The sequence below is a fragment of the Moritella sp. 24 genome, from assembly GCF_018219155.1.
GTDB lineage: Bacteria > Pseudomonadota > Gammaproteobacteria > Enterobacterales > Moritellaceae > Moritella.
This window is the reverse complement of the sequence record NZ_CP056123.1, coordinates 1,393,081-1,413,628: the sequence shown is the minus strand read 5'-3', so window position 1 is coordinate 1,413,628 and position 20,548 is coordinate 1,393,081. Positions and strand designations below refer to the sequence as shown.

The window sequence follows — 20,548 nt, the reverse complement described above, 5'->3', positions numbered from 1 at the left end:
GCAACCGATTGTATAAAAACAACACACAACATAACACTATTGCACTGTCACCGCTGATTGATACCGACCATTTTGCGAGTTTAGTTTTGCTTTCGGCCAACTCTGGAATGCAGAGCCTAATGCATCAGCCTCTTCAATCGCCATTGCTTCACTAACCTCCCCACCCTTAATCACTTTAAAGTCACCCGATGACGTTGTTGTATACAACAAGGTATTGTCATAGATGTTATTGCTTAATGGTGCGGTATACCACATCCATGTTTGATTGTTACTGCCGTAGGTTTTACATGGTGCAACCTTCAACTTCGCTTGCGAACTGTCTAAGCACAGTGCTTTATTATTCACATACACGTATTTCCTTTCCGGTGTATAAACAAATAACTGATTGGTATTCGATGAGTCACAAGGTTCGGCGGTAACATCATGGTTACTATTAACGGTAAAGCAATGCGCAGTATTGTCAGATAGATATGGATAGGTAATAACACTTGGCTCAGTACCTGCGAATATCGGGCTATCCCAGTTAACGTTTAATTGAAGCGATAATGTATAAGCGTTCTGGATATAGTCATCACCATAACCTTTGCGGCTATTCACCCCACCCCAATATAAATTGCCAATCCACCACTTTGCAAAACCTTGTAATGACATGCCACGTATATCTGTCAAGACAGTCAAAACAGACTGACCACTTGCACTTTTGTTAGTAGAGTAAGTAACCGAATATTTTGGTAAAAAACCATTACTATACGGTGTTGAATTCAGGTTATGGAACGTTTTAAAAGGCGGTTCTATGCCATCTAAATAATCCCATTCGTCTCGCGAATTATTCACTAAACCGTAATATCGATGATTATCAGAGCCATACTCTTTATTTTTATATTCAACGCTGTGTGCGGTACGTGCTGAATTAGCGTAATAATCAAAGTAGTTACCATTTTGGAACGTCATTGATTTCGATGATTCAAAACCAATTTCATTAATCGGTACTTTAGGTATGCTCACACCTAAGCTAAAACTGATTTTAGAATTATAAGTAAAACCCGCTCTGTCTTGATCATTATTACGTGGAAATGAGTCGTATAATTCAGCCTTGCTATCGCTCCAGCTTGTTGATATTTTGACTTTATCTAAATATTCCCGATACGAATATTTGAGTAACTGATGAGGGGCTGAGCTTGTTCGAATCGTCTTGTAATCAGTGCCCTCTGTTGGGTTAAAATTAATCCCACTACCGCCGACTAACGTAACGCGAACATATTTCGCATTATCACTGTTTTGATAATACGTTGGTTTAGACGCGATGGTTTCCACTTCATAATTTAAGATGGCAACATCGTTCTTTGTTGGATAAAAACCTTGATTTAATTTAACGACTTGTCTGAATCGCCAGCTATAATTTGATGATGTATTACTGGCGTCACTAAATGCCTCCCCCGCGTTACTTCTCAAACTTTCCGCCCTTGGCATATTATCAACAGTAGATAATTGCGTAGGGTTAGACACCCAGTCTGATCCCGCACTATTAATGAGGTCGACAATGACACCTTCTTCATAGGTATCAAATGTTGTGATTATTCTTTTTGATTCCACATTCGGATTACTCACTAAAACGTATGGACTCATAACGCCAATATTCAATAACTGAGTTGTAGCAGTGCTTCTAACTTGTTCTTCAACTTTCGATAGGTTGATAAAAACATACTTTTCGCACTCTGTCGTATCAAGATCAGCATTAATATCATCTGGCTCGATGTAACAGGACTCGTTATAAAATTGACTCGACATCAATCCAGCTTGGATCGTGTCTTTATTTTCAGTAGCTAAAGCGGGTAAGCAAGCACTAGAGAGTAATGCTAATACAATAACGTTTTTTTTCACGATAACCTCTATGTAAATATATTGAATAATACTAGGGCGTCGGAATGATCAACCGTTACTGAACGACGAACAAACAAAAAGATGCTGATTAATTGTTACACATTGGTTAATCACGACAAGATGTCTTAACAATGTATATTGGGTAGCTCATTATGGGTATTAGTTTAATGTAAGGGATGGGTTTGAAAAAAGAAGATTCTTAAAAGCAAAAAGCCGGAACTTAAATGAATAAGTTCCGGCTTCTCTAAATAGATGGCGGAGGAGGAGAGATTTGAACTCTCGAGGAGCTATTAACCCCTGCTGGTTTTCAAGACCAGTGCATTCGGCCACTCTGCCACCCCTCCGCAGCAATGAAACGAATAATAGGGTAACTTAGGCGGCATGTAAATACTGTTTTGTTAATTAGATCATAACTGATTCAAATACGCCTCTAATATGCCAAATAACAAACACTTTGTATAAAATTCATAAAGTCATCAAATAATTCATTTATCCATAAAACATATTAGTGAATTTACCGTCATGACCAAAACTAACCTAAAAGGGTTGTTTTATATCGTAATACAATGTTAATTATTTAATGTGACAATGTGTTCCAATGAAAAATAGACATAAGTATAAGGAAATACTCATGATACGAAATAAGTTCACCTCCTGTATTGCTCTCAGCTTCATGTTAACCGGTTGCGGCAGCGAAAAAGATACTTCACCTAACCAAAACTCAGCAATTAATCTGTCCGAAAGCACGCAACTATCATCACAAAATACGCCTATTGACCCCAACCTAGACAGTGACAACGATGGTTGGACTGACGAATTTGAACTAAACCAAGGTTCTGATCCATATATTCCAAATCTAGTCACTATCTACCCTACTATTACTGAAAATTTTCAAGAGATACAAGCTGCGGATACCAGCATCGTTGACGATACGATTTTTAATATGGTCTCGCGTAAACAGAGCGATAGACTCGCAATACAGTGGCAAAGCTATTCAGGTTCACCACTCTATGATGATGACATGGATGAATCTATTTTTGGTGACATGACATTAAGTTTTAGTACTGAATTACTTGATGCCCAATGTACAGACCCCAAATTAGATATACGTTACATGCGTTCTTCAGGCTCTGGTACGCGAACTATTGAAATTTATCAAGAGAGTGATGGATTACGATTAAAAGATTTAACAGGTATTGGCTCAATTAGTAGTTTTGTCGAAGAACAGCTCCGCCTAAATATTACCAGTACCGCCAGCGACAATATCATCTTTGTCGGACAACGCATGCTGTTAAATGAAGTCAGTTTATCTGCAACCTGCCTTACTTATGATACTGACCTTGATGGCTTGATTGATGAATTAGAAATTACGCACGGTACTGATATCCATAATCCAGATTCTGACGCAGATGGACTAAGCGATTATGAAGAAGTCATCAACCAATTAAACCCATTAGACCCTATCGACGGTGCACTTGCCGACACAGACAACGATGGTCTTAATAACGCACAAGAAATAAAGTACGGCTTCAACCCGACCAACCCGAATGATGGTGCTTATGCCGATTCGGATCACGATACAATGACAAACCTTCTTGAAATAGAGAATGGTTTAAATCCAAATAAAGATGATGCGCAAGCTGATAACGACAGTGATGGATTAACCAACGTCCAAGAAGTTTTTAATGCTTTAAATCCACTTGACCCAAGTGATGGAACAACAGATACCACTGACAGCGATAATGATGGCTGGTTTGATATCTTTGAACAGCAACAAGGTTCAGATCCATTAACATCAAATAAAGTGGCTATCACTCGTAGCATCACGGAAAACTTTCAAGAGATACAAGCGCCAGATAGCAGCAGCGTTAACGATACAATCTTTGCGATGGTAAGCCGCAAGGAAAGCAACCCACTCGCTTTACAATGGCAAACATACAGTGGCAATGTGAAATATGATGACGATAATGGCGAATCTATTTTTCACAACATGACACTTAGCTTTAATACTGAAATCTACTACGCGGATTGCCAAAATCCAAAGCTAGATATCAGTTATCAGCGTTCATCAAGTTCTGGTACGCGCAGTATTGAAGTTTATCAAGAAAGTGACGGGCTCAGATTAAAACCAACAACGGATATTCGTTATATCACCTCGTTGATAACGGAAACATTACCGCTATCAATAACGAGCGCTGTTAATGACAATATTGTCATCGTCGGGAAAAAGTTATTACTTAATAAACTGACACTATCTGCAACGTGTTCAGCTTATGATACCGACTTGGATGGTTTGATTGATGAATTAGAGCTAGTACACGGTACTGACAAGTTAAACCCTGATACTGATAATGACGGGTTATCAGACTATATTGAAATCAACAACGGCCTTAATCCTCTCGACCCAAGCGATGGCGCGACAGCTGATACCGACGGTGATGGCATTAATAACTTGCAAGAAATTAATCACGGTCTTGATCCATTTAATCATACTGACGGTGCCACATTTGATACTGACAATGACGGTATCACTAACCTTCTTGAAATCGAGAATGGTCTAGACCCACTGGTTGCTGACGCAGATTTAGATAACGATAATGATGGGTTAACAAACTTACAAGAAGTCCTAAATGGCTTAGACCCTCATGATCCAAGTGATGGCTATAATGCCGACTCTGATAATGATGGCTATAGCAACGGCTACGAAATCGAAAATCAACTCGACCCTTTATTTGCTTCAGGCCCTAATGGTGACAGTGATAATGATGGTATCAGTAACCAAGACGAAATCGCCAATGGGTCAAATCCAAATGACGATAAGATCCAACTTCCCGATAGTTTAACGGTGACACTTAATGATGGTGTAGTGGTAAACCTGAGCCGTTTCTCTTTACGTAGTGAAAAATTCACCGTCAATTTATACGACCCAGCCATAGGGACTGTACCAATGGATTACGTGCCAGAAGTACGTAGTTTCCGCGGTAAGGTTGATGGTATCCAAGATAGCACCGTCATTGCGAGCATCCGCCCTAGTTGCGAAATGTATTACCATGTATTTTATGGTTACAACGCCAAACCTAACCGGGTATATGGTGCAGATGTCAGCTTCGGTCTAGAACGTATCGATCTAACGTTACAAGGTGCATGCCAGCCAACGACATCAAGCAGTAACGCACGCTATCAGCAAGGAGATAAGCTAGACCTCTCTGACCAATCAAATATCGGAGGCTGGCCTGAAATTGATCGTAACTACTGGCCTAAAAATGGCAGTGAATATCATTTCTTTGAGTTTTCATTAGCGATGCAAATTTCTTACAGCACACTAATGGATACCAATGGTGGTGACATTTTAGATGCAGTCGCATTTGCCGACCATCAAATGAATGTCCTAAACCATGCTTACAGCCGACAATTCAACATGAAAGCGGTGATGTCTGATTTAGTGATTGAGACTGACGGAGTATCAAAAGACGATGCACCGGAAGATCGTGCCGAATACAGCAAAGCGTGGAATGACACTAACCCGAATTTCTGGCAACCAAGACGTGAGCAAAATTACTACTATGAACATTTGTATTTTGTCATACCAAAGAAAGCGTATGGTCTTGCATGGGGGACACGTGCTCAGTGTACACCAAGCTGGGCAAGTTGGTGTATGCAGCATGAATTAGGTCATAACCGTTCATGTACACATAACTGCTTTCCAGACCGCTACAATGGTGTTAACCCGATGGCGATTGTTAATGGTGTTGCATCTGCCCCGCTCAACTTACAAAATCAAATGGCAAGAGACGCTGCCAATGATGTTCGAGGTGGTAAAAACATGTTGGATCTTAGGGTCCCTTACGCAAACTGGCCTACCCACCCCGTGGCACAGCCTGATAAAGTCAGTATGCAACGAGATACCAGTCGTATCATCAACGTATTAGCTAATGATGAAGACCCTAACAACGAGGCGATGCAGGTTACTCATGTCGAATTGAAAGCAGATTCATCTTCTAACGGTGCTGACAATACGCTATTCATTATTAACGCTGATAATACCATTACGGCTACGCCACCCAATGGGTTTAGCGGATTTATCGATGCATTTTACGTTGTTGAGGACAGCACAGGTATGTCTACACGTGGGATATTACGCATTAATGTTGAAACGACAGGCATCAGTAACTATTACAACCTGGACCATAATACTTGCGGGCAAACCAGTGATAATGAAGCCTATCCACTACTCTCTGAATTAACAGCAGTTAATCCACTTGCTCATTATGTAGAAAACACAAACTGCGATGCTATCTTATCCAGTTCAGAAAATGGAGAAGCCCTAACTCAAGTACAACTGATCCAATATCCAAAGACCATTAATAATATTAAGCAAGAAGCGTTCACACCAGTATGGGAAGTCAACGACCTTAACTTTAGCTTTTCATTGCGCTTTAAATATCAAGGTGATGGTACGAGCACTTATCGTTTAGCAAGTCGCGGGACCTACCAAGATTCTGGTTATGAGCATGCAGGCTGGACGATCAAATTGAAAGGCGATAAAGTCGTCGCGTCAATGGCAACCTCAGATCGTGAGGTTGATACTAACGTGCTTGTACTCGATCCCGTTATAACAGCTATTACCGATTCATCAAGCTGGCAACACCTTGCTATCACAATAGATTGGGATACGAGATTATTCTCGCTTTATCATGAAGGCAGCTTGGTAGACCAAGTAACAATCCCTGATTACTTCTTACAGATAAATTCTGGAGGCACTAAACTTTCCTATCGAGGTGGCGCACCTGCAAAAGTGGGTGATATAGGCTTTAATGTAGACGATGTTATCGTTGCCCATGAAGCATTCACTGCTCAGCAAATTCAAACGTTAGCTCAGCAAGAATACCCAGCATTAACGCCTCAACCTTTGGTGGGGGAAACGTTAGATACAACAGCACTGAATACACTGTCGTGGCAGCTACATAACAATATGCTACTGCAATTCAAATCTTTTGATGTTTATCTATCTCAAGATCCCGAATTAGTTAAATCCTCAGCACCTGAAACGCTTATTGCAGATGCGATAGTAACAACGGATACCCTTGCTACCGTCGGCGATTTAGGCAGTTATTACTGGCGTGTAGACCTACGCTTACAAGACGATAGCGTGATTACTGGTGACCTATGGAGCTTTAATAATAGCGGTGCAACAATGGGAGTTAGCAGTATGGGGATTATGCTTTTTTCTGACCACAACATCGATGCCGAAAATACAATTGGTGAGTTGAGTGAATTTGATATGGAAGAGGACATGATTATCGAGTAATAAATCGACCACTTAATCAAAAGGCGCAACTTAAAGTAAGTTGCGCCTTTTTTATTTAAGCGTTAACGCGTTAGCTTAAGCCATCTGTAACAGCACTGTAAACACAAACACACTTACTGCAAATGCAAAACCATAGCTAATCACTTGCTGTAAATCTCTGCCACGCTTAACACCTAAGTCATGAAGTGCATGAAAAATACGGTGTAAGGTATGCCATAGCGGTAATGCAATCAGCACAAGTATCGCTGCAGCGCCATACCAAGTTGTCGCAAAAGCATGTAACGTTTCATAGTTAAAATTACCTTGCTCTATGATTCCGAGTGGGATTAACAAACCAGTAATCAAAATCATCACAGGTGTTAAGAAACCAGTTAACATGCCACCAGCACCAAACAATCCCCAAAAAATAGGTTCATGAGAGCGAATGTACGTTTTTTTGTTCATTTCTGACATAACGAGTTCCTTACAACATAATAATTAATAGAGATAAAGCTGTTGCTACGGCAAAGGCTACATAATGTCCCGATACAATAATTTTATCATCGAGGCGTTTTCCTTTTATCCATAAATCAACCGCTTTAGGCGCTAATGAAAACCATGTTACGGTATGATATAACGCAAACGCTAATGCAATCAGATGGAAAATAATCGCAACCGGATGCTCTAATGATGCTAACCAACCATTAAACGCGACTTCACCTTGGCTCAGTCTCAATACACCCCAAGCAAGTATCAAACTATAAATAGTAATGAATACACTACTCCCTTCGCGAAGCATATATTTAGTATAAAAAAGTTGTTTCATCCACCAATCAGTGGGTAGTTCTCTTGTATAAGGCTTACGTTTACTCATTGCTTTATTCCTTATGCTTCCGGTTTAAACATGCCAATTAAGTAGTCTTTACTGCTCTCAACTTTTAACAGCTGGATTGCTGCTGCTGGATCAACGCCTTTTGGACAAACCACTGAACAGTAACCAACAAACGTACAGCCCCAAACACCTTCCTCTTGATTCACGATTTTCATTCGTTCAGCAGAACCAGCATCACGACTATCACGGTTATAACGTGCCAGTAACGCAAGTGCCGCAGGACCGGTAAAGTTAGTGTCTAACGCATATTGTGGACAGGCTGCATAACAAAGGCCGCAATTAATGCACATTGAGAATTTTTTGTATTTTTCCATTTGCTCAGGCGTTTGCTTATAAGCGCCATCAGATAAGCATTTCTTCTCTTGAGAGCCTGTTTTTTCAGGAATGATATACGGTTTTATCTCTTCAAGCTTTTTAATGAAATCATCCATTACCACTACTAAGTCACGCTCAATAGGGAAATTAGCCAATGGCTCAAGCGTGATGTTATTAGGGTAATAATCACGTAAGAATGCTTTACAACCTAGTTTTGGCACACCATCAACCATCAAACCACAGCTACCACAGATAGCCATACGACAAGACCAACGGAAACTGATCGTACTGTCCATATGGTCCTTGATATATTGCAGCGCTTCTAAAATAGACATGTCTGCTTTATAAGGCAGTTCAAATGTTTGTGTAAAAGGTTTGTCATCCATTTCTGGACGGTAACGCATAATGTCGAGTTTAATTGTTTGCTGACTCATTACTTATTCTCCTGAGCGGCTTTTTCACCAGCGGCGCCATAGGCACGTACTGCAGGTTGACTCTTCGTGATCTTAACGTCGCTGTAATCGATTTTTGGTGCTTTATCTGCTTGATAGTACGCAAGTGAGTGTTTTAAGAATTTCACATCATCACGCGCTTCAAAGCCATCAATACGTTGATGAGAACCGCGAGATTCTTCACGTAAAATCGCACTGTGTGCCATAGCTTCTGCCGTATCAAGTAAGTAACCAAGTTCAATTGTGTATAAGAAATCAGTATTAAATACGCTAGATTTGTCTTCAATTTTGATGTCTTTATAGCGCACTTTAAGTTCAGCTAATTTATCAATCGTTTTTTGCATAGACTCTTGGGTACGGTAAATACCAACGCCCTCTTCCATGCAGTCGCCCATTTCTTGACGAATATCAGCCGGTTTTTCAGAACCATCACTGTGTAGAAGGTCATTCATACGTTTGATCACCGCTTCAGCTTGTGCTTTCAGTGGTGCAATATCTTTATGCTGATTATTACTCGCATAATTAGCCGCTTCTTGACCTGCAAGTTGACCAAATACAGCAAGCTCTGTAAGCGAGTTCGAACCAAGGCGGTTAGCGCCATGTAAGCCAACAGATGCACATTCACCAATGGCATATAAGCCTGCTAGTGACGTTGCAGTTTTAGCATCCGTAGCAATACCACCCATTGTATAATGTACTGTTGGACGAACTGGAATTGGCTCATGAACTGGATCAACACCAACATACGCTTTTGCGAGTTCACGAATAAACGGTAGACGTTCATTAATTTTAGCTTCGCCTAAATGACGTAGGTCTAAGTGGATATAATCACCACGCTCACCTTGGAAAACACGCCCTTTTTGCTGCTCTTGCCAGAAACATTGACTAAGCTTGTCACGCGGGCCTAATTCCATGTATTTATTCTTAGTTTGGCCAACCGGTACTTCAGGTCCTAGACCATAATCTTGCAGGTAACGATAACCATCTTTATTCACTAAGATGCCACCTTCACCACGACAGCCTTCGGTCATTAAGATACCGCTGCCCGGTAAACCTGTTGGGTGATACTGTACAAACTCCATATCACGCAGTGCAATACCATGGCGATAAGCCAGTGACATACCATCACCAGTCACAATGCCACCATTTGTGTTGTAACTGTAAACTCGGCCTGCACCACCTGTCGCCATAATCACTGATTTAGCTTGGATAAGCTTGACTTCACCCTCGGCAATATCAAGAATAACCACACCTTGGATCTTGTCATCTTCAATGATGAGATCTAAGCAAAAGTGTTCATCAAATCGTGTAATTTTTGGGTGCTGAACAGAGGTTTGAAATAACGTATGTAGAATATGGAAACCGCTCTTATCCGCAGCAAACCAAGTACGTTCAATTTTCATTCCACCAAAAGCACGGACATTGATAGAACCGTCTTCTTTACGGCTCCAAGGACAACCCCAATGCTCAAGTTGAGTCAATTGCTTCGCAGCATTTTCAACGAAATACTCAACAACATCTTGTTCGCATAACCAATCACCACCAGATACCGTATCGTTAAAATGGTTATCTAGAGAGTCGTGATCTTGCGCGACACCTGCAGCGCCACCTTCAGCGGCAACAGTATGACTACGCATCGGATACACTTTAGAAATAAGTGCGATATCCAGCTCAGGATGATTTTCTGCTATTTCAATCGCAGCACGTAAACCTGAACCACCCGCGCCAATAATGGCGACATCTGTTTGAATTATTTTTAATTTTTGCACATTTAACTCACATCAAAAAGTTATGAACCTTGCATTACAAGGTTGATCTAATGATTAAATAACGCATCGACTTAATATCGTATTCAGATAGCGAATATAGATAGTGCTTAAATCGCACGTTATTATTCTTTTTATATTATTTTTATTATTCGTTATTTATCTTCAGCCAATTTGGTTAACACACGCATCAATAGCTGAATACGGGGTTCAATAGACTCAAGCAGTAAATATTCATCGGCACTGTGGAATCCAGCACCAATAGGTCCTAAGCCGTCTAGCGTAGGAACATCAAGAATGGCGGTATTATTTGCATCAGAACCGCCACCGACTTCTTTCCAGTTAATATTGATTGCTAATTCTTGAGCTGATTGATCAACCAACGCCATTAGAACTTTTGTTTTTTCTGTCGGTACCATTGAAGGCTTATAAGCTTCACGCTCTAACGCTATCGACACACCATCAACAAACGGGGTTTGAATCATGCCATTTAATGTCGTATCAACTTGGTCGTACTCTGCGTTATCCCAGAAACGAACATCGACAATCGCAATTGCTGAATCAGGGACAATGTTTGCCCCCGCACCACCTGACACAACACCGACATTTAACGTAGTGCCTGACTCAAAGTTAGTCATCGCATTGGTTGCTAAGATCCAGTTCGCCATCTCAGTGATCGCACTACGACCATTTTCAGGTTCATTACCAGCATGAGCGGCTTTACCACTAAACGTCATTTTGTAACGCGCCATCCCTTTACGCGCCTTCACTAAACCACCATCTGCACGAGCGGCTTCTGCTACTAATACATTTTTTGCTTTCTTCGCCGTTTCTTGGATCCAATCAACTGAATATAATGAACCCGTCTCTTCATCTGGATTCATACAAATACAAATCGACAAGGTATCTAATACTGATTGCTCAATATTGCGTAACGCATAAACCACATTCAACAAGCCTGATTTCATATCTGATACACCAGGGCCATACGCTTTTTCAGCATCCGTTGACATTGGACGTTCAGCCGCAGTGCCGACAGGGAAAACCGTATCCATATGTCCTGCCAGCATCACATCAATGTGTTCTACTTCAGGTTTATTACGAATTTCTAACCCCACGCCTGCTTTACCACAGTCAACGCGTTTAATCGTCCAGCCATTCATTTCTTCGTATTTCTCTGCCATTTTATTAGCAATAAATTCAATACCGTCTGTGGTGTAAGTACCACAATCAACATTAATCAGTGGACGAAGTTCTTCTAGATAATCAGTTAACGAAAATTTCATTTCATACCTCTTATAAAATAAAGTTCATGACAAACATCGCACCAAATGCGTTCAGTACTGAAATTGCGATCATGACAGGAATATAGCGACCTTCTGTGCCAATTGGACCCATGATTCGACCCATGTATTGCACTTGAGAGCCCATAAGATAAATAGCAGGCGCTAGAATTGAAATGTGTGCACCATTCAAAATGCCTTGGTCAAATAAGGTGATAACGACACCGACAGCACCACCCATTGACATCCATGCGCCAATTAATACGGCCGCTGCTTCACCGGGCAAACCAAACACCGCCATAATGGGTGAGAACACAGTGCCCATTAATCCGAGAGCACCTGTAATTTGTAACGCTTTAATGATAACGAATGCCATTAATACATTTGGAACGGTTGACGTGGTGGCAATCACCCACCCCTTTTTAGCCCCTTCAACAAAGATGTCCGTTATCATTGGTTTTTTTACTGTTACGTTGCTCATTACGCTGTCTCCTCAATCATCTTTTTGTCATTGTCTTTACTGCTACCTTCTTTACCTTCAGTAATATTGAGATAGATGCGGAATAAATTGGCACCAACAAACTTAAAAGCAAACATGACGATAACGGCTAAACCAATAGAAGAAGGAACAGCAACAGAACCATCTGGATTCGTTAAGGTAAATAGCACTGCACCTGAAGAGAAAAAGTTAACAATGGCGGCACCAGCAGTGAATTGGAACATCGTAAATATATCGACTTCACGCTTGGTTAAATGCTTTTCATCTTTTAACTGGCGGGTCATCGCTGCACCCGCATCGGTACTTTGCAATGATGCAATTAACGCTAATCCAGAGTTTCCAGGAATGCCCATTAAAGGACGTAGAAGTGGTGTCAGTAATTTACGTGCCGCATTAAGAGCACCGTAATGTTCAAGAACATTGATCATGCCTAACGCAAACATAACCGTTGGAATTAATGTTAACGCAAAAATAAAACCATCACGTGCGCCACTGCCGCCTTTACCACGAAGTGATGTTGTTGCTGCTTGAACACCGTCTGCCGTTTCAGATACTGAGTAAGCCACTTTACCGAACGAACCATTAAGCGTTGTAAAATCAAATACGCCATACCATTCGGTCGACTTCATAAAACCAGAGAAAAAGACAACCGCAAAAGCAAGCGCGATATACCCTCCTATCGTGACCTTCTGATCAATTTCAGCTGATTTACTCATAAACAAACACCTCGATTATAGTTTTAGATAGGGGCAGAAATACGCCTCAAAACAGCGTAACCATTAAGGGGTATTCTGAATGAACTGCTATTTAAAAAGTTGATTTAAATCAATAAGAACATCTAAAAACAAAGAAGATTTGATACGGGGTAATATTTTGTGACAAGCCTTTATATTCGGAATTTTATATCTAAAAGAGGGTATATTGAAGAATATTATCAACAACCTAGAGATTTGATAACAATAAATCACTTTGGTTGTCATTTATTGAGTAAAACGGCGATAACCCGTTATCAATGTAATATGAAACTGAGCTTAACGTCACTTTTGCTACCGGTCGTATTTAATAGCTAACTAATGGTCTCGCCTAAAAAACAAGCAATATAGCGTTAGTCAAGTGGCGTGTAAGGCGTTAAATTATAGCTTTCGGTTTCAAATTAGAGTGTCGATTAACAACCTGAGATAACAGAGCCGATTGTAGGTGGTGTTCCATCACTAAGATTATAGTAATAGGCATAACACTCATCCTTAACGTATGAGTCTTTTAGCCACAAGACAACAACTCTTGTGTTAACTGTTGGAGGGCTTGCTACTTGAGTAGGGAGATGGGGCATTTTTGTTGCACTGTAGCGACTACCAACTCCGCATATCGCATTAATAGAGCATATCGAAGCAACTGACGTATAACTGATATCTTTACCTATGTTAAGCGCATAGCGCCAAGCGTTATTCCAGTGCCCTGCAATATAGCCACTATCCATACTGACATTGTTACCCTCAATTGGAATAAAGCCTGTTTCAATATCATCAATCTGCGCTTTTTGAGCAAGCAATGATGATGTCGAATGTAACGAAGCTTCAATATTTAAGATAACCGATTTTTTAGCATCAGAAGATAACCCAATAAAACGAGGTACAGCAGTCGCGGCAAGAATACCAAGTACAATAATAACAATGACAAGTTCAATGAGAGTAAAACCAGAATGTTGATGCTGCTTGCTCATGCTAGCCCCCATAAAATAGACATTAACGATTGTACATAAGTACACTGATACCCTTGATAATAACCCTATAAATAACAGAAGCAATAAGTTTATCTTATTGTTTACGTTAATATAAATATCAATAAAGTAATATATTGGGAACTGTAAGTGGGATGCATGAAGTACTAAAATATCGATTAAAATGTTAGTACTTCATGATCATAAATTGCGAGGTTACTTTTTATTATCCTCAGTACTCGGCGGCCAGTAATGGCCTGATAAAACCAATAACCCAGCGAGGATACCCAAGTTTTTAATGAAGTTCTGCATTTCATGCGCCCCTTCAAGACCCGTTAAGTTCCAAAAATCGTGTAAGCTAACATTAATAACTAATACTAATCCAGCCAGCAGTAGCGCAACGATAGCAGTATAACGATTCGCAATGAGTAATATCGCGGCAACAATCTGGAATACACCAGCCGCGGCTAACAGCACAGGTACAAATGGCATATTATGCTTTTCCATTAAACCAATATGCATATCCCAAGACACAAACTTCATGATGCCTGGTATTAAGAAGTACAGCGCGAGCATAATACGGCCAACAGTGAGTAACACAGTATTCATCTTATGCTTGACCCTTTACGCTAAGTTGAACATCAATATTACCGCGTACCGCGTTAGAATAAGGACAAACCTGATGTGCAGTCGCCACTAATGACTCAGCTTCCGCTTGCGGTAATGCTAACTCAATCGCTAAGCTTACTGTTAACCCAAAGCCACCCGTAGTGTTAGGACCAATCCCTACTTCAGCTGATACAGGTGCCGCTGTTATTTTAATTTTCATTTCACGCGCTACATGTAAGATCGCATTCGAAAAGCAAGCAGCGTAGCCAGCTGCAAATAACTGTTCAGGATTAGTCGCAGCACCCGTACCACCCATTGCCTTTGGATAGCTTAATTCTAACGATAACATGCCATCATCTGTTGCTACTTGGCCGTTACGACCCGCTGATGCAGTTGCTGTTGTTGTATAAAGAGTTGTCATCATAAATTCCTTAATTATCCAAAGTGGTGATTAGGTACATCACATATTCATTTTTGTTGCCGGCACAATGATATAAGTTCAGCACAAAGTACATTGTGCACAACCTAGTTTGATAACTATAATCCCATTAATATTTAATTACAACTATATTGTGCACAATATATTTTCATTTTCAGAATTAAGTCCATAAAAAAGCCCCTTATCATGAATACACGATAAGGGGCTTAATTAAATAAATCTAAGGTTTATAGACCTACAATATGATCCAGTAACTGCTGGTTATTCCCAATAGCAACCAAGCGACCTTCATTATAAAAAGCCACATCATTATTGACTAACCGTTTGCCAATAATGGATTGTTCACTACCATCCACATAGGCCACCGTTAACTGCAGGCTATCATCGTCCAATATTTCCATTGATGTTGATTGTACAGATACCTTTAGATCTTTTAAGGGCGCACTTCTCAATGCAGGGTCAATATCATCGTTAACTTTCATCCATGCTTCAACAGGTGTATCGGCAACTGCAGGACCCTTCCTAGTAATTGGGTTCGTACCGGTCCAAAACTCAATGCTATTAATCACCATCAAATCAACTAATGAAGTAACCGCATAAACAGGTGCCGCAACAACATAAATTCCTGCGCGGCCATAACGGTTATCAACCATTTTCAAGTTCACACCCATTGCTAGCTGCGTCAGTCCCATCTGACCAATACAACCCGTTAACCCAGATATCGAGCCGACGATAAGTGTTGTACAAATCAATTTCTTAATTTTCATTTTTACTTTCCATTCGCAATTAATAGCGCGATTATTTTAATAAATACAAATTGCTAATATAGTATTAATTGTTCACTTGTGCAGTAAATTGGCCTAAAGCAATACCGCCATTACTGTATAGCGTTAACGTATTATCAATCACGTTATAATTGCCCGCTTCAGATAATGCTGTTAAGAATTTTGTTTCTAAATTCATTTGTTGAAAACACAATTTTTTAGTTGTTACTAATTGCGTCAAACTTACGTTATTCGCTAATGCTTCATAATTGCCACTAAAACGATTACAACCAGCAAAACCGAACACCTTATTATCGTCTTGATTAAATGTTAAATATGGCTTTTGCGTCGTCACTTCAGAAGTAATTTGCTGTGTACCTAACATCGACAACTGCCAATGCGTGTTTGCAAAACTCGCCTGTCCATCCTCTTTCACTTCTGCACGTACTTGTGATACCAAGACTTCTGTTGATTTCGCGCCCTGATTAGCAAAGGCATCAATATGCTCTGTATTGGTAAATAATAGCTGGCCATTGTGTTCAATTTTGGCACGTAAAGCATAACGGTGTTGCGGCTTTATTTGCGCAGCGTTGTAACGCAGTTCCATTTTATAAGGTGGCGCACCCACTGCTGTGATAGTTTGTTGAGTAATAACCCCAGCAGCTGTATCCATTTTTGATACATCTTCTAATACAAGGCTAACCTGAGAGCCGGGTGGTAAAGCAATGCGTTGTAGATAAAAGACATTCGCGATCATCGTCTGCTGCTTAATAGTAGCGGCTTGTTTCACTTTCGCAGTACTCTGCTCAGTGGTTGCACAGCCACCTAAGCCCACTAACAAGCTGGCAATAACAGAAGCGGTTAATACCGATTTACGATTGAGTCGACGTCTATTTTTTTGCATATAAATAACTACCTTAAAAGAATATTTCAGATTTATCACTATCTCGAGATTAGAGCTAACCGTATTAATTAGCAAACAATAAAACCATGTCCTTATCTAAAATCGGCATTACGTTTACGATTGAGATCACATTAGTCTAAACGCCTTAATGCACTTTCGTTATTCCTTAATCTTAACTTCCTGCTCTTCTAATACTACCTGAGGTTGCTGTGGAATAGCCTTAACCATAAGCTCAAATAACTGACCTGATAATTTGCTTAACTCAGGTAATGCCAGTGTCGCTGAATACAAGGGTTTACCATTACTTTCAATTCTGGCTCTAACAACATATTCCCCATTAACATCAAGTTGGGTTGGATCATACTGAAGCGAAATATTATAAGGAGGTGACGTTGTCGCGGCGATCGTTTTTTGGCCTAGCATTGAACTGCTTATATCCGTTTTAGATATATCTTCTAACGTCACCGTCACCGTCGAAGATGGTGGTAAACTTTTACGCTCTAAATAAATAACACGCGTTTCCAAACTCTTCATTTTCGGTGCTGACACAACAGTATTAACCTGATCTTCAAACACAACACCCCATACCGGAATATCCTTAATTTGCATTGGCATTACTTTCAGCGGGTTTTGCTCAAGCAACGTAAAGTTGGCTTTTTTACCCACAACAATCGAACCAATACTCTCTTCTAATCTAAGAGTGTGTGCAGCATTAATTGTAATCGCCTGCATCGCTTGATAAGCAGTAATACGTTCTTCCTGTGATACTTTATTACCTGCCGATGTCTCTCGATTAACCGCAGTCCATGCCAGTGTTAATGGTTCCATAGGTGCCATTGAAAAATCAGAATGGAATGACACGGGTATATTTTTCTTCATCAAGCTATTCACTCGCACTAGGCTTTCAGCACGCTTACTACCTAACCCGACTTCCGAGTACTTATCTGCTAATGCCCATAAATAATAAGGGTTTACAGACGTTTCAATATCTAATTTATCCATTTTATTCACTTGGTCTTTTGTAAAATATCCCATGTGATGTAATGTAAATCGATGGTCTTCACGTGCTAATTTAGTTTGATCAGCTTGATTAAAATCCAATACTTGCTGAATGCCTAAATCGCCATTCGCATGAACATGGATCTGATAGCCTCTTTCCCAATAAAAGCTTAGTTGTTGCTGAAATAAATCCAATGGCGTCATCCACTCGCCTTCATGACCATCCAGATAACCCTCTTTCATCTGCATCAACTGAGAATAAATAGCCCCATCCGAAAACAGCTTAACTTGCTTAGGCAAAAATTTAATATTCTCTGTATTGTATTTCTCTTCTAAGGTTTCTATGAACGCTAATGCATTTTCATTACTCTGGCTTTTGGCATTATATAAGTAAGTACCACTCGGAATTAAGAAAACATCATAGGGTGGTTTTTGCTCCATCTCAGATTTTAATAACCCGTATTCCAAGTCAAAATTAGAGCTAGGAAACCCCGGTTCAGCAATGGTTGTGATACCATTTTTAAGCACGAGCTTAGACATGATATTCAACCCTAATTGATAGCTTTCAGGATTAATTAAATCCGCTGCAATTTTTGGGACTAATGCGAGCCAACCACCTTCATAAAAATGCCCTTTTTCCCAATCTACTTGTGGATTATCACTAAAATCTTCTTTTTTAAGACCAAACTTTTTAATCGCAGCATCATTCAAGAATACTTCATGAAAAGAACGATGAATAATGGCAACTGGTTTATCTGGAGATAGCTCGTTTAATATTTCACGGGTTAATTCACCGTGCCAAAGTTGATGATAACCCCACACAAAAAAGACATTATCTTTATCTGCATTATCATTAATGGATTGCTTTAAACGCTCAAGGTAAGCGAAGTGACCAGTCACCCCTTTTTTAACTTCGTTAGGTAAAACCCAATCATACGGTGCAATAATTTCATTCGGTAGCATGATGGCTGCAATTGAGGGGTGTACATGGGGTTCGATAAAACCCGGAAGCATGGTTTTGCCACTAATATTAATGAGCTTGGTATTATCACCACTGAATGTCATCGCTTCAACTTTGGCACCAACAAAGATGATCTGTTTGTCTTTCGTTACAACCGCTTCTGCATAAGTCGGTGCATCCCCTGCCATCGTCAAAATATCACCGCCAAAATAAATGGCATCCGCAATAATAGGCAATGCCTTTACAGGTAAAGTAACGGGAAAAACGTCTTGAGTAACAACGCGCTTGGGTACTTCTGGCGTCGGGGCTGGATCTGTTTTAGTCAGTGCTGCTGGCGTACCTGTGACGTCATCCGATAATACTTTTGTTTCAGCAGTGCTAATAGCGGGGACATCTGTAGCCGTCGCATCCGTGGTTGCATTGACTTGTATACTGAATAACAGGCCACACAAAAGTAACATTTGCATAGCCCATTGGACAAAAATAGGAAAAAATCGAATAGGACTCGCGAGGCCTTGAGTTGACATTTAGCCACTCCTTTAAACACCATAAAATTATGAATAAAATAACATAACAACTGCTATAAAACCATAAAATCATATTTCGCTTATTCGGTTCCTAGCTCGCTGCCTGCTCTAATTTATCATCACATTGTTGCACAAATTCGCGAATTTCAGCATACGCTTCATCCGCCTCGTCTAAATCAAATAAATGCCATACATGCAACATATTAGACCATGTTTGCAAACGTACATCAGACCCTTGTGCACAGGCTTTATTAGTATAACGTCGAGAATCATCCACCATCATTTCTGTGTCACTTGCATGTATCAAAATCGGCGGTAAACCTGATAAGTTGGCAAAAACAGGTGATATTTGTGGATCTCGTGGATTTATACGGAAAAGAATGGATACCCAAATAAGCAATATAAATCGAGGGAAGCGATGAAACTTACCCATGAACGGATTTAATAAAAAGTCCGTTTTAGCATTATAGCTTAAGCTGTCATAACTAAAGGTACTATCAATACAAGGACATATCGCGATTGCAGCATCCACTTGACGTATTTGTTGTAACTTAAGCCACCCAATTAAAGACAATGTTAAGTTACCCCCCGCAGAGTCACCTGCAACATATATGTGATGACATTCTTTTTCTTCAGTCGGGTTATTAGCGAGTAACCATTGGTATGCATTACGGCAATCAAGTATCCCTTGTTTACGACGTCCATCAGGTATCATGTCATAATTAACCGAAAATACAGCCGCACCAAGCTCTCGAGATAAGCGGTCAGTGACAACGCGGTGACTCTTCGCACTCCCCACAGCAAAACCACCACCATGAATGTAAAGTAAGCGCTTATTCACATCACAATGTTTGCTCAGAACCCATTCACCTTGAATGGCGTGACCCTGAAAATTTGTTGATACAGGAATTATGTCACTCTCTAATTCAACATCACCTAAACGATCAATATTTTTACGTAATGCATAGAGATACTTATTCGGCTTAATAAAATCAATTGGCTCTTGAATACTTTCGATCAATTCCAATGCTTGAGGATACTTATACGAAGGGGTTGGACGATAAAACGTCGCACTTAAATCAGTACTATCATACTGGCGTAGATCTTCGCCATATAAATTACGAATAAAAAAGAAAAGTACCAACACGATAATAGCAACAATAAAAAACCACATACCTTCACAACTCCTTGTATTTAAACAACAGCTCAGTTCAAGCAGTTAACCTGAATTACAGCGATAACAATATTATTGA

The 20,548-nt window shown here is 40.1% G+C and carries 16 protein-coding genes and 1 tRNA gene; 1 reads left to right on the top strand and 16 read right to left on the bottom strand.

What is annotated here, in order from left to right; translation table 11 throughout:
* Positions 1 to 36: 36 nt before the first annotated feature.
* Positions 37 to 1,881 carry a ricin-type beta-trefoil lectin domain protein gene (locus tag HWV00_RS06435; protein ID WP_211685290.1) on the bottom strand — a complete coding sequence of 615 codons (1,845 nt, stop codon included), beginning with the start codon at positions 1,879 to 1,881 and terminating at the stop codon, positions 37 to 39.
* A gap of 253 nt (positions 1,882 to 2,134) precedes the next feature.
* Positions 2,135 to 2,225: transfer RNA gene (locus tag HWV00_RS06430), tRNA-Ser, on the bottom strand.
* 287 nt (positions 2,226 to 2,512) lie between these two features.
* Between HWV00_RS06430 and HWV00_RS06425 the strand changes: the two genes are divergently transcribed.
* Positions 2,513 to 7,189, top strand: coding sequence for an Ig-like domain-containing protein (locus tag HWV00_RS06425; RefSeq protein ID WP_211685289.1), 4,677 nt, complete (start codon positions 2,513 to 2,515; stop codon positions 7,187 to 7,189).
* 75 nt (positions 7,190 to 7,264) lie between these two features.
* Here HWV00_RS06425 and frdD read toward each other — a convergent pair whose 3' ends face one another.
* The 14 genes from frdD to HWV00_RS06355 all read right to left on the bottom strand — a co-directional run bounded on the left by frdD (position 7,265) and on the right by HWV00_RS06355 (position 20,469).
* On the bottom strand, positions 7,265 to 7,642 hold the full coding sequence (frdD, locus tag HWV00_RS06420; RefSeq protein ID WP_211685288.1) for a fumarate reductase subunit FrdD: 378 nt from the start codon (positions 7,640 to 7,642) through the stop codon (positions 7,265 to 7,267).
* 10 nt (positions 7,643 to 7,652) lie between these two features.
* The gene (locus tag HWV00_RS06415) at positions 7,653 to 8,042 is read right to left on the bottom strand and encodes a fumarate reductase subunit C (RefSeq protein ID WP_211685287.1); all 390 of its coding nucleotides are present in this window, start codon (positions 8,040 to 8,042) and stop codon (positions 7,653 to 7,655) included.
* 11 nt (positions 8,043 to 8,053) lie between these two features.
* A complete protein-coding gene (locus HWV00_RS06410; RefSeq protein WP_211685286.1) occupies positions 8,054 to 8,809 on the bottom strand; it encodes a succinate dehydrogenase/fumarate reductase iron-sulfur subunit in 756 nt (251 codons plus the stop codon).
* The gene (gene frdA, locus HWV00_RS06405; RefSeq protein ID WP_211685285.1) at positions 8,809 to 10,596 is read right to left on the bottom strand and encodes a fumarate reductase (quinol) flavoprotein subunit; all 1,788 of its coding nucleotides are present in this window, start codon (positions 10,594 to 10,596) and stop codon (positions 8,809 to 8,811) included. Before frdA ends, HWV00_RS06410 begins: the two co-directional genes overlap by 1 nt.
* Positions 10,597 to 10,748: 152 nt before the next feature.
* Positions 10,749 to 11,879 carry a M20 family metallopeptidase gene (locus tag HWV00_RS06400; protein WP_211685284.1) on the bottom strand — a complete coding sequence of 377 codons (1,131 nt, stop codon included), beginning with the start codon at positions 11,877 to 11,879 and terminating at the stop codon, positions 10,749 to 10,751.
* A 10-nt stretch (positions 11,880 to 11,889) separates the two neighbouring features.
* Positions 11,890 to 12,357 (bottom strand): YjiG family protein, encoded by a 468-nt coding sequence (locus HWV00_RS06395; RefSeq protein WP_211685283.1) that lies wholly within the window; start codon positions 12,355 to 12,357, stop codon positions 11,890 to 11,892.
* Entirely contained in the window at positions 12,357 to 13,091 is a 735-nt protein-coding gene (locus tag HWV00_RS06390) for a nucleoside recognition domain-containing protein (RefSeq protein ID WP_211685282.1), read from the bottom strand. Before HWV00_RS06390 ends, HWV00_RS06395 begins: the two co-directional genes overlap by 1 nt.
* Before the next feature lie 449 nt (positions 13,092 to 13,540).
* A complete protein-coding gene (locus HWV00_RS21565) occupies positions 13,541 to 14,095 on the bottom strand; it encodes a type II secretion system protein (RefSeq protein ID WP_211685281.1) in 555 nt (184 codons plus the stop codon).
* A gap of 213 nt (positions 14,096 to 14,308) precedes the next feature.
* Positions 14,309 to 14,701 carry a DoxX family protein gene (locus tag HWV00_RS06380; RefSeq protein ID WP_211685280.1) on the bottom strand — a complete coding sequence of 131 codons (393 nt, stop codon included), beginning with the start codon at positions 14,699 to 14,701 and terminating at the stop codon, positions 14,309 to 14,311.
* Between the two features lies 1 nt (position 14,702).
* Positions 14,703 to 15,122 (bottom strand): organic hydroperoxide resistance protein, encoded by a 420-nt coding sequence (locus HWV00_RS06375; protein WP_211686389.1) that lies wholly within the window; start codon positions 15,120 to 15,122, stop codon positions 14,703 to 14,705.
* 245 nt (positions 15,123 to 15,367) lie between these two features.
* A complete protein-coding gene (locus tag HWV00_RS06370; RefSeq protein WP_211685279.1) occupies positions 15,368 to 15,907 on the bottom strand; it encodes a DUF3332 family protein in 540 nt (179 codons plus the stop codon).
* A gap of 64 nt (positions 15,908 to 15,971) precedes the next feature.
* A complete protein-coding gene (locus HWV00_RS06365; protein ID WP_211685278.1) occupies positions 15,972 to 16,808 on the bottom strand; it encodes a YbaY family lipoprotein in 837 nt (278 codons plus the stop codon).
* 159 nt (positions 16,809 to 16,967) lie between these two features.
* Positions 16,968 to 19,295, bottom strand: coding sequence for an amidohydrolase family protein (locus HWV00_RS06360; protein ID WP_211685277.1), 2,328 nt, complete (start codon positions 19,293 to 19,295; stop codon positions 16,968 to 16,970).
* 91 nt (positions 19,296 to 19,386) lie between these two features.
* Positions 19,387 to 20,469, bottom strand: coding sequence for an alpha/beta hydrolase (locus HWV00_RS06355; protein WP_211685276.1), 1,083 nt, complete (start codon positions 20,467 to 20,469; stop codon positions 19,387 to 19,389).
* Positions 20,470 to 20,548 lie beyond the last annotated feature (79 nt).

What these genes read in the sequence shown, in the direction of transcription:
- HWV00_RS06425 (WP_211685289.1), top strand. Translation starts at nt 2,513, where the DNA reads ATGATACGAAATAAGTTCACCTCCTGTATTGCTCTCAGCTTCATGTTA.
- frdD (WP_211685288.1), bottom strand. Translation starts at nt 7,642, where the DNA reads ATGTCAGAAATGAACAAAAAAACGTACATTCGCTCTCATGAACCTATT.
- HWV00_RS06415 (WP_211685287.1), bottom strand. Translation starts at nt 8,042, where the DNA reads ATGAGTAAACGTAAGCCTTATACAAGAGAACTACCCACTGATTGGTGG.
- HWV00_RS06410 (WP_211685286.1), bottom strand. Translation starts at nt 8,809, where the DNA reads ATGAGTCAGCAAACAATTAAACTCGACATTATGCGTTACCGTCCAGAA.
- HWV00_RS06400 (WP_211685284.1), bottom strand. Translation starts at nt 11,879, where the DNA reads ATGAAATTTTCGTTAACTGATTATCTAGAAGAACTTCGTCCACTGATT.
- HWV00_RS06395 (WP_211685283.1), bottom strand. Translation starts at nt 12,357, where the DNA reads ATGAGCAACGTAACAGTAAAAAAACCAATGATAACGGACATCTTTGTT.
- HWV00_RS06390 (WP_211685282.1), bottom strand. Translation starts at nt 13,091, where the DNA reads ATGAGTAAATCAGCTGAAATTGATCAGAAGGTCACGATAGGAGGGTAT.
- HWV00_RS21565 (WP_211685281.1), bottom strand. Translation starts at nt 14,095, where the DNA reads ATGAGCAAGCAGCATCAACATTCTGGTTTTACTCTCATTGAACTTGTC.
- HWV00_RS06380 (WP_211685280.1), bottom strand. Translation starts at nt 14,701, where the DNA reads ATGAATACTGTGTTACTCACTGTTGGCCGTATTATGCTCGCGCTGTAC.
- HWV00_RS06375 (WP_211686389.1), bottom strand. Translation starts at nt 15,122, where the DNA reads ATGACAACTCTTTATACAACAACAGCAACTGCATCAGCGGGTCGTAAC.
- HWV00_RS06370 (WP_211685279.1), bottom strand. Translation starts at nt 15,907, where the DNA reads ATGAAAATTAAGAAATTGATTTGTACAACACTTATCGTCGGCTCGATA.
- HWV00_RS06365 (WP_211685278.1), bottom strand. Translation starts at nt 16,808, where the DNA reads ATGCAAAAAAATAGACGTCGACTCAATCGTAAATCGGTATTAACCGCT.
- HWV00_RS06360 (WP_211685277.1), bottom strand. Translation starts at nt 19,295, where the DNA reads ATGTCAACTCAAGGCCTCGCGAGTCCTATTCGATTTTTTCCTATTTTT.
- HWV00_RS06355 (WP_211685276.1), bottom strand. Translation starts at nt 20,469, where the DNA reads ATGTGGTTTTTTATTGTTGCTATTATCGTGTTGGTACTTTTCTTTTTT.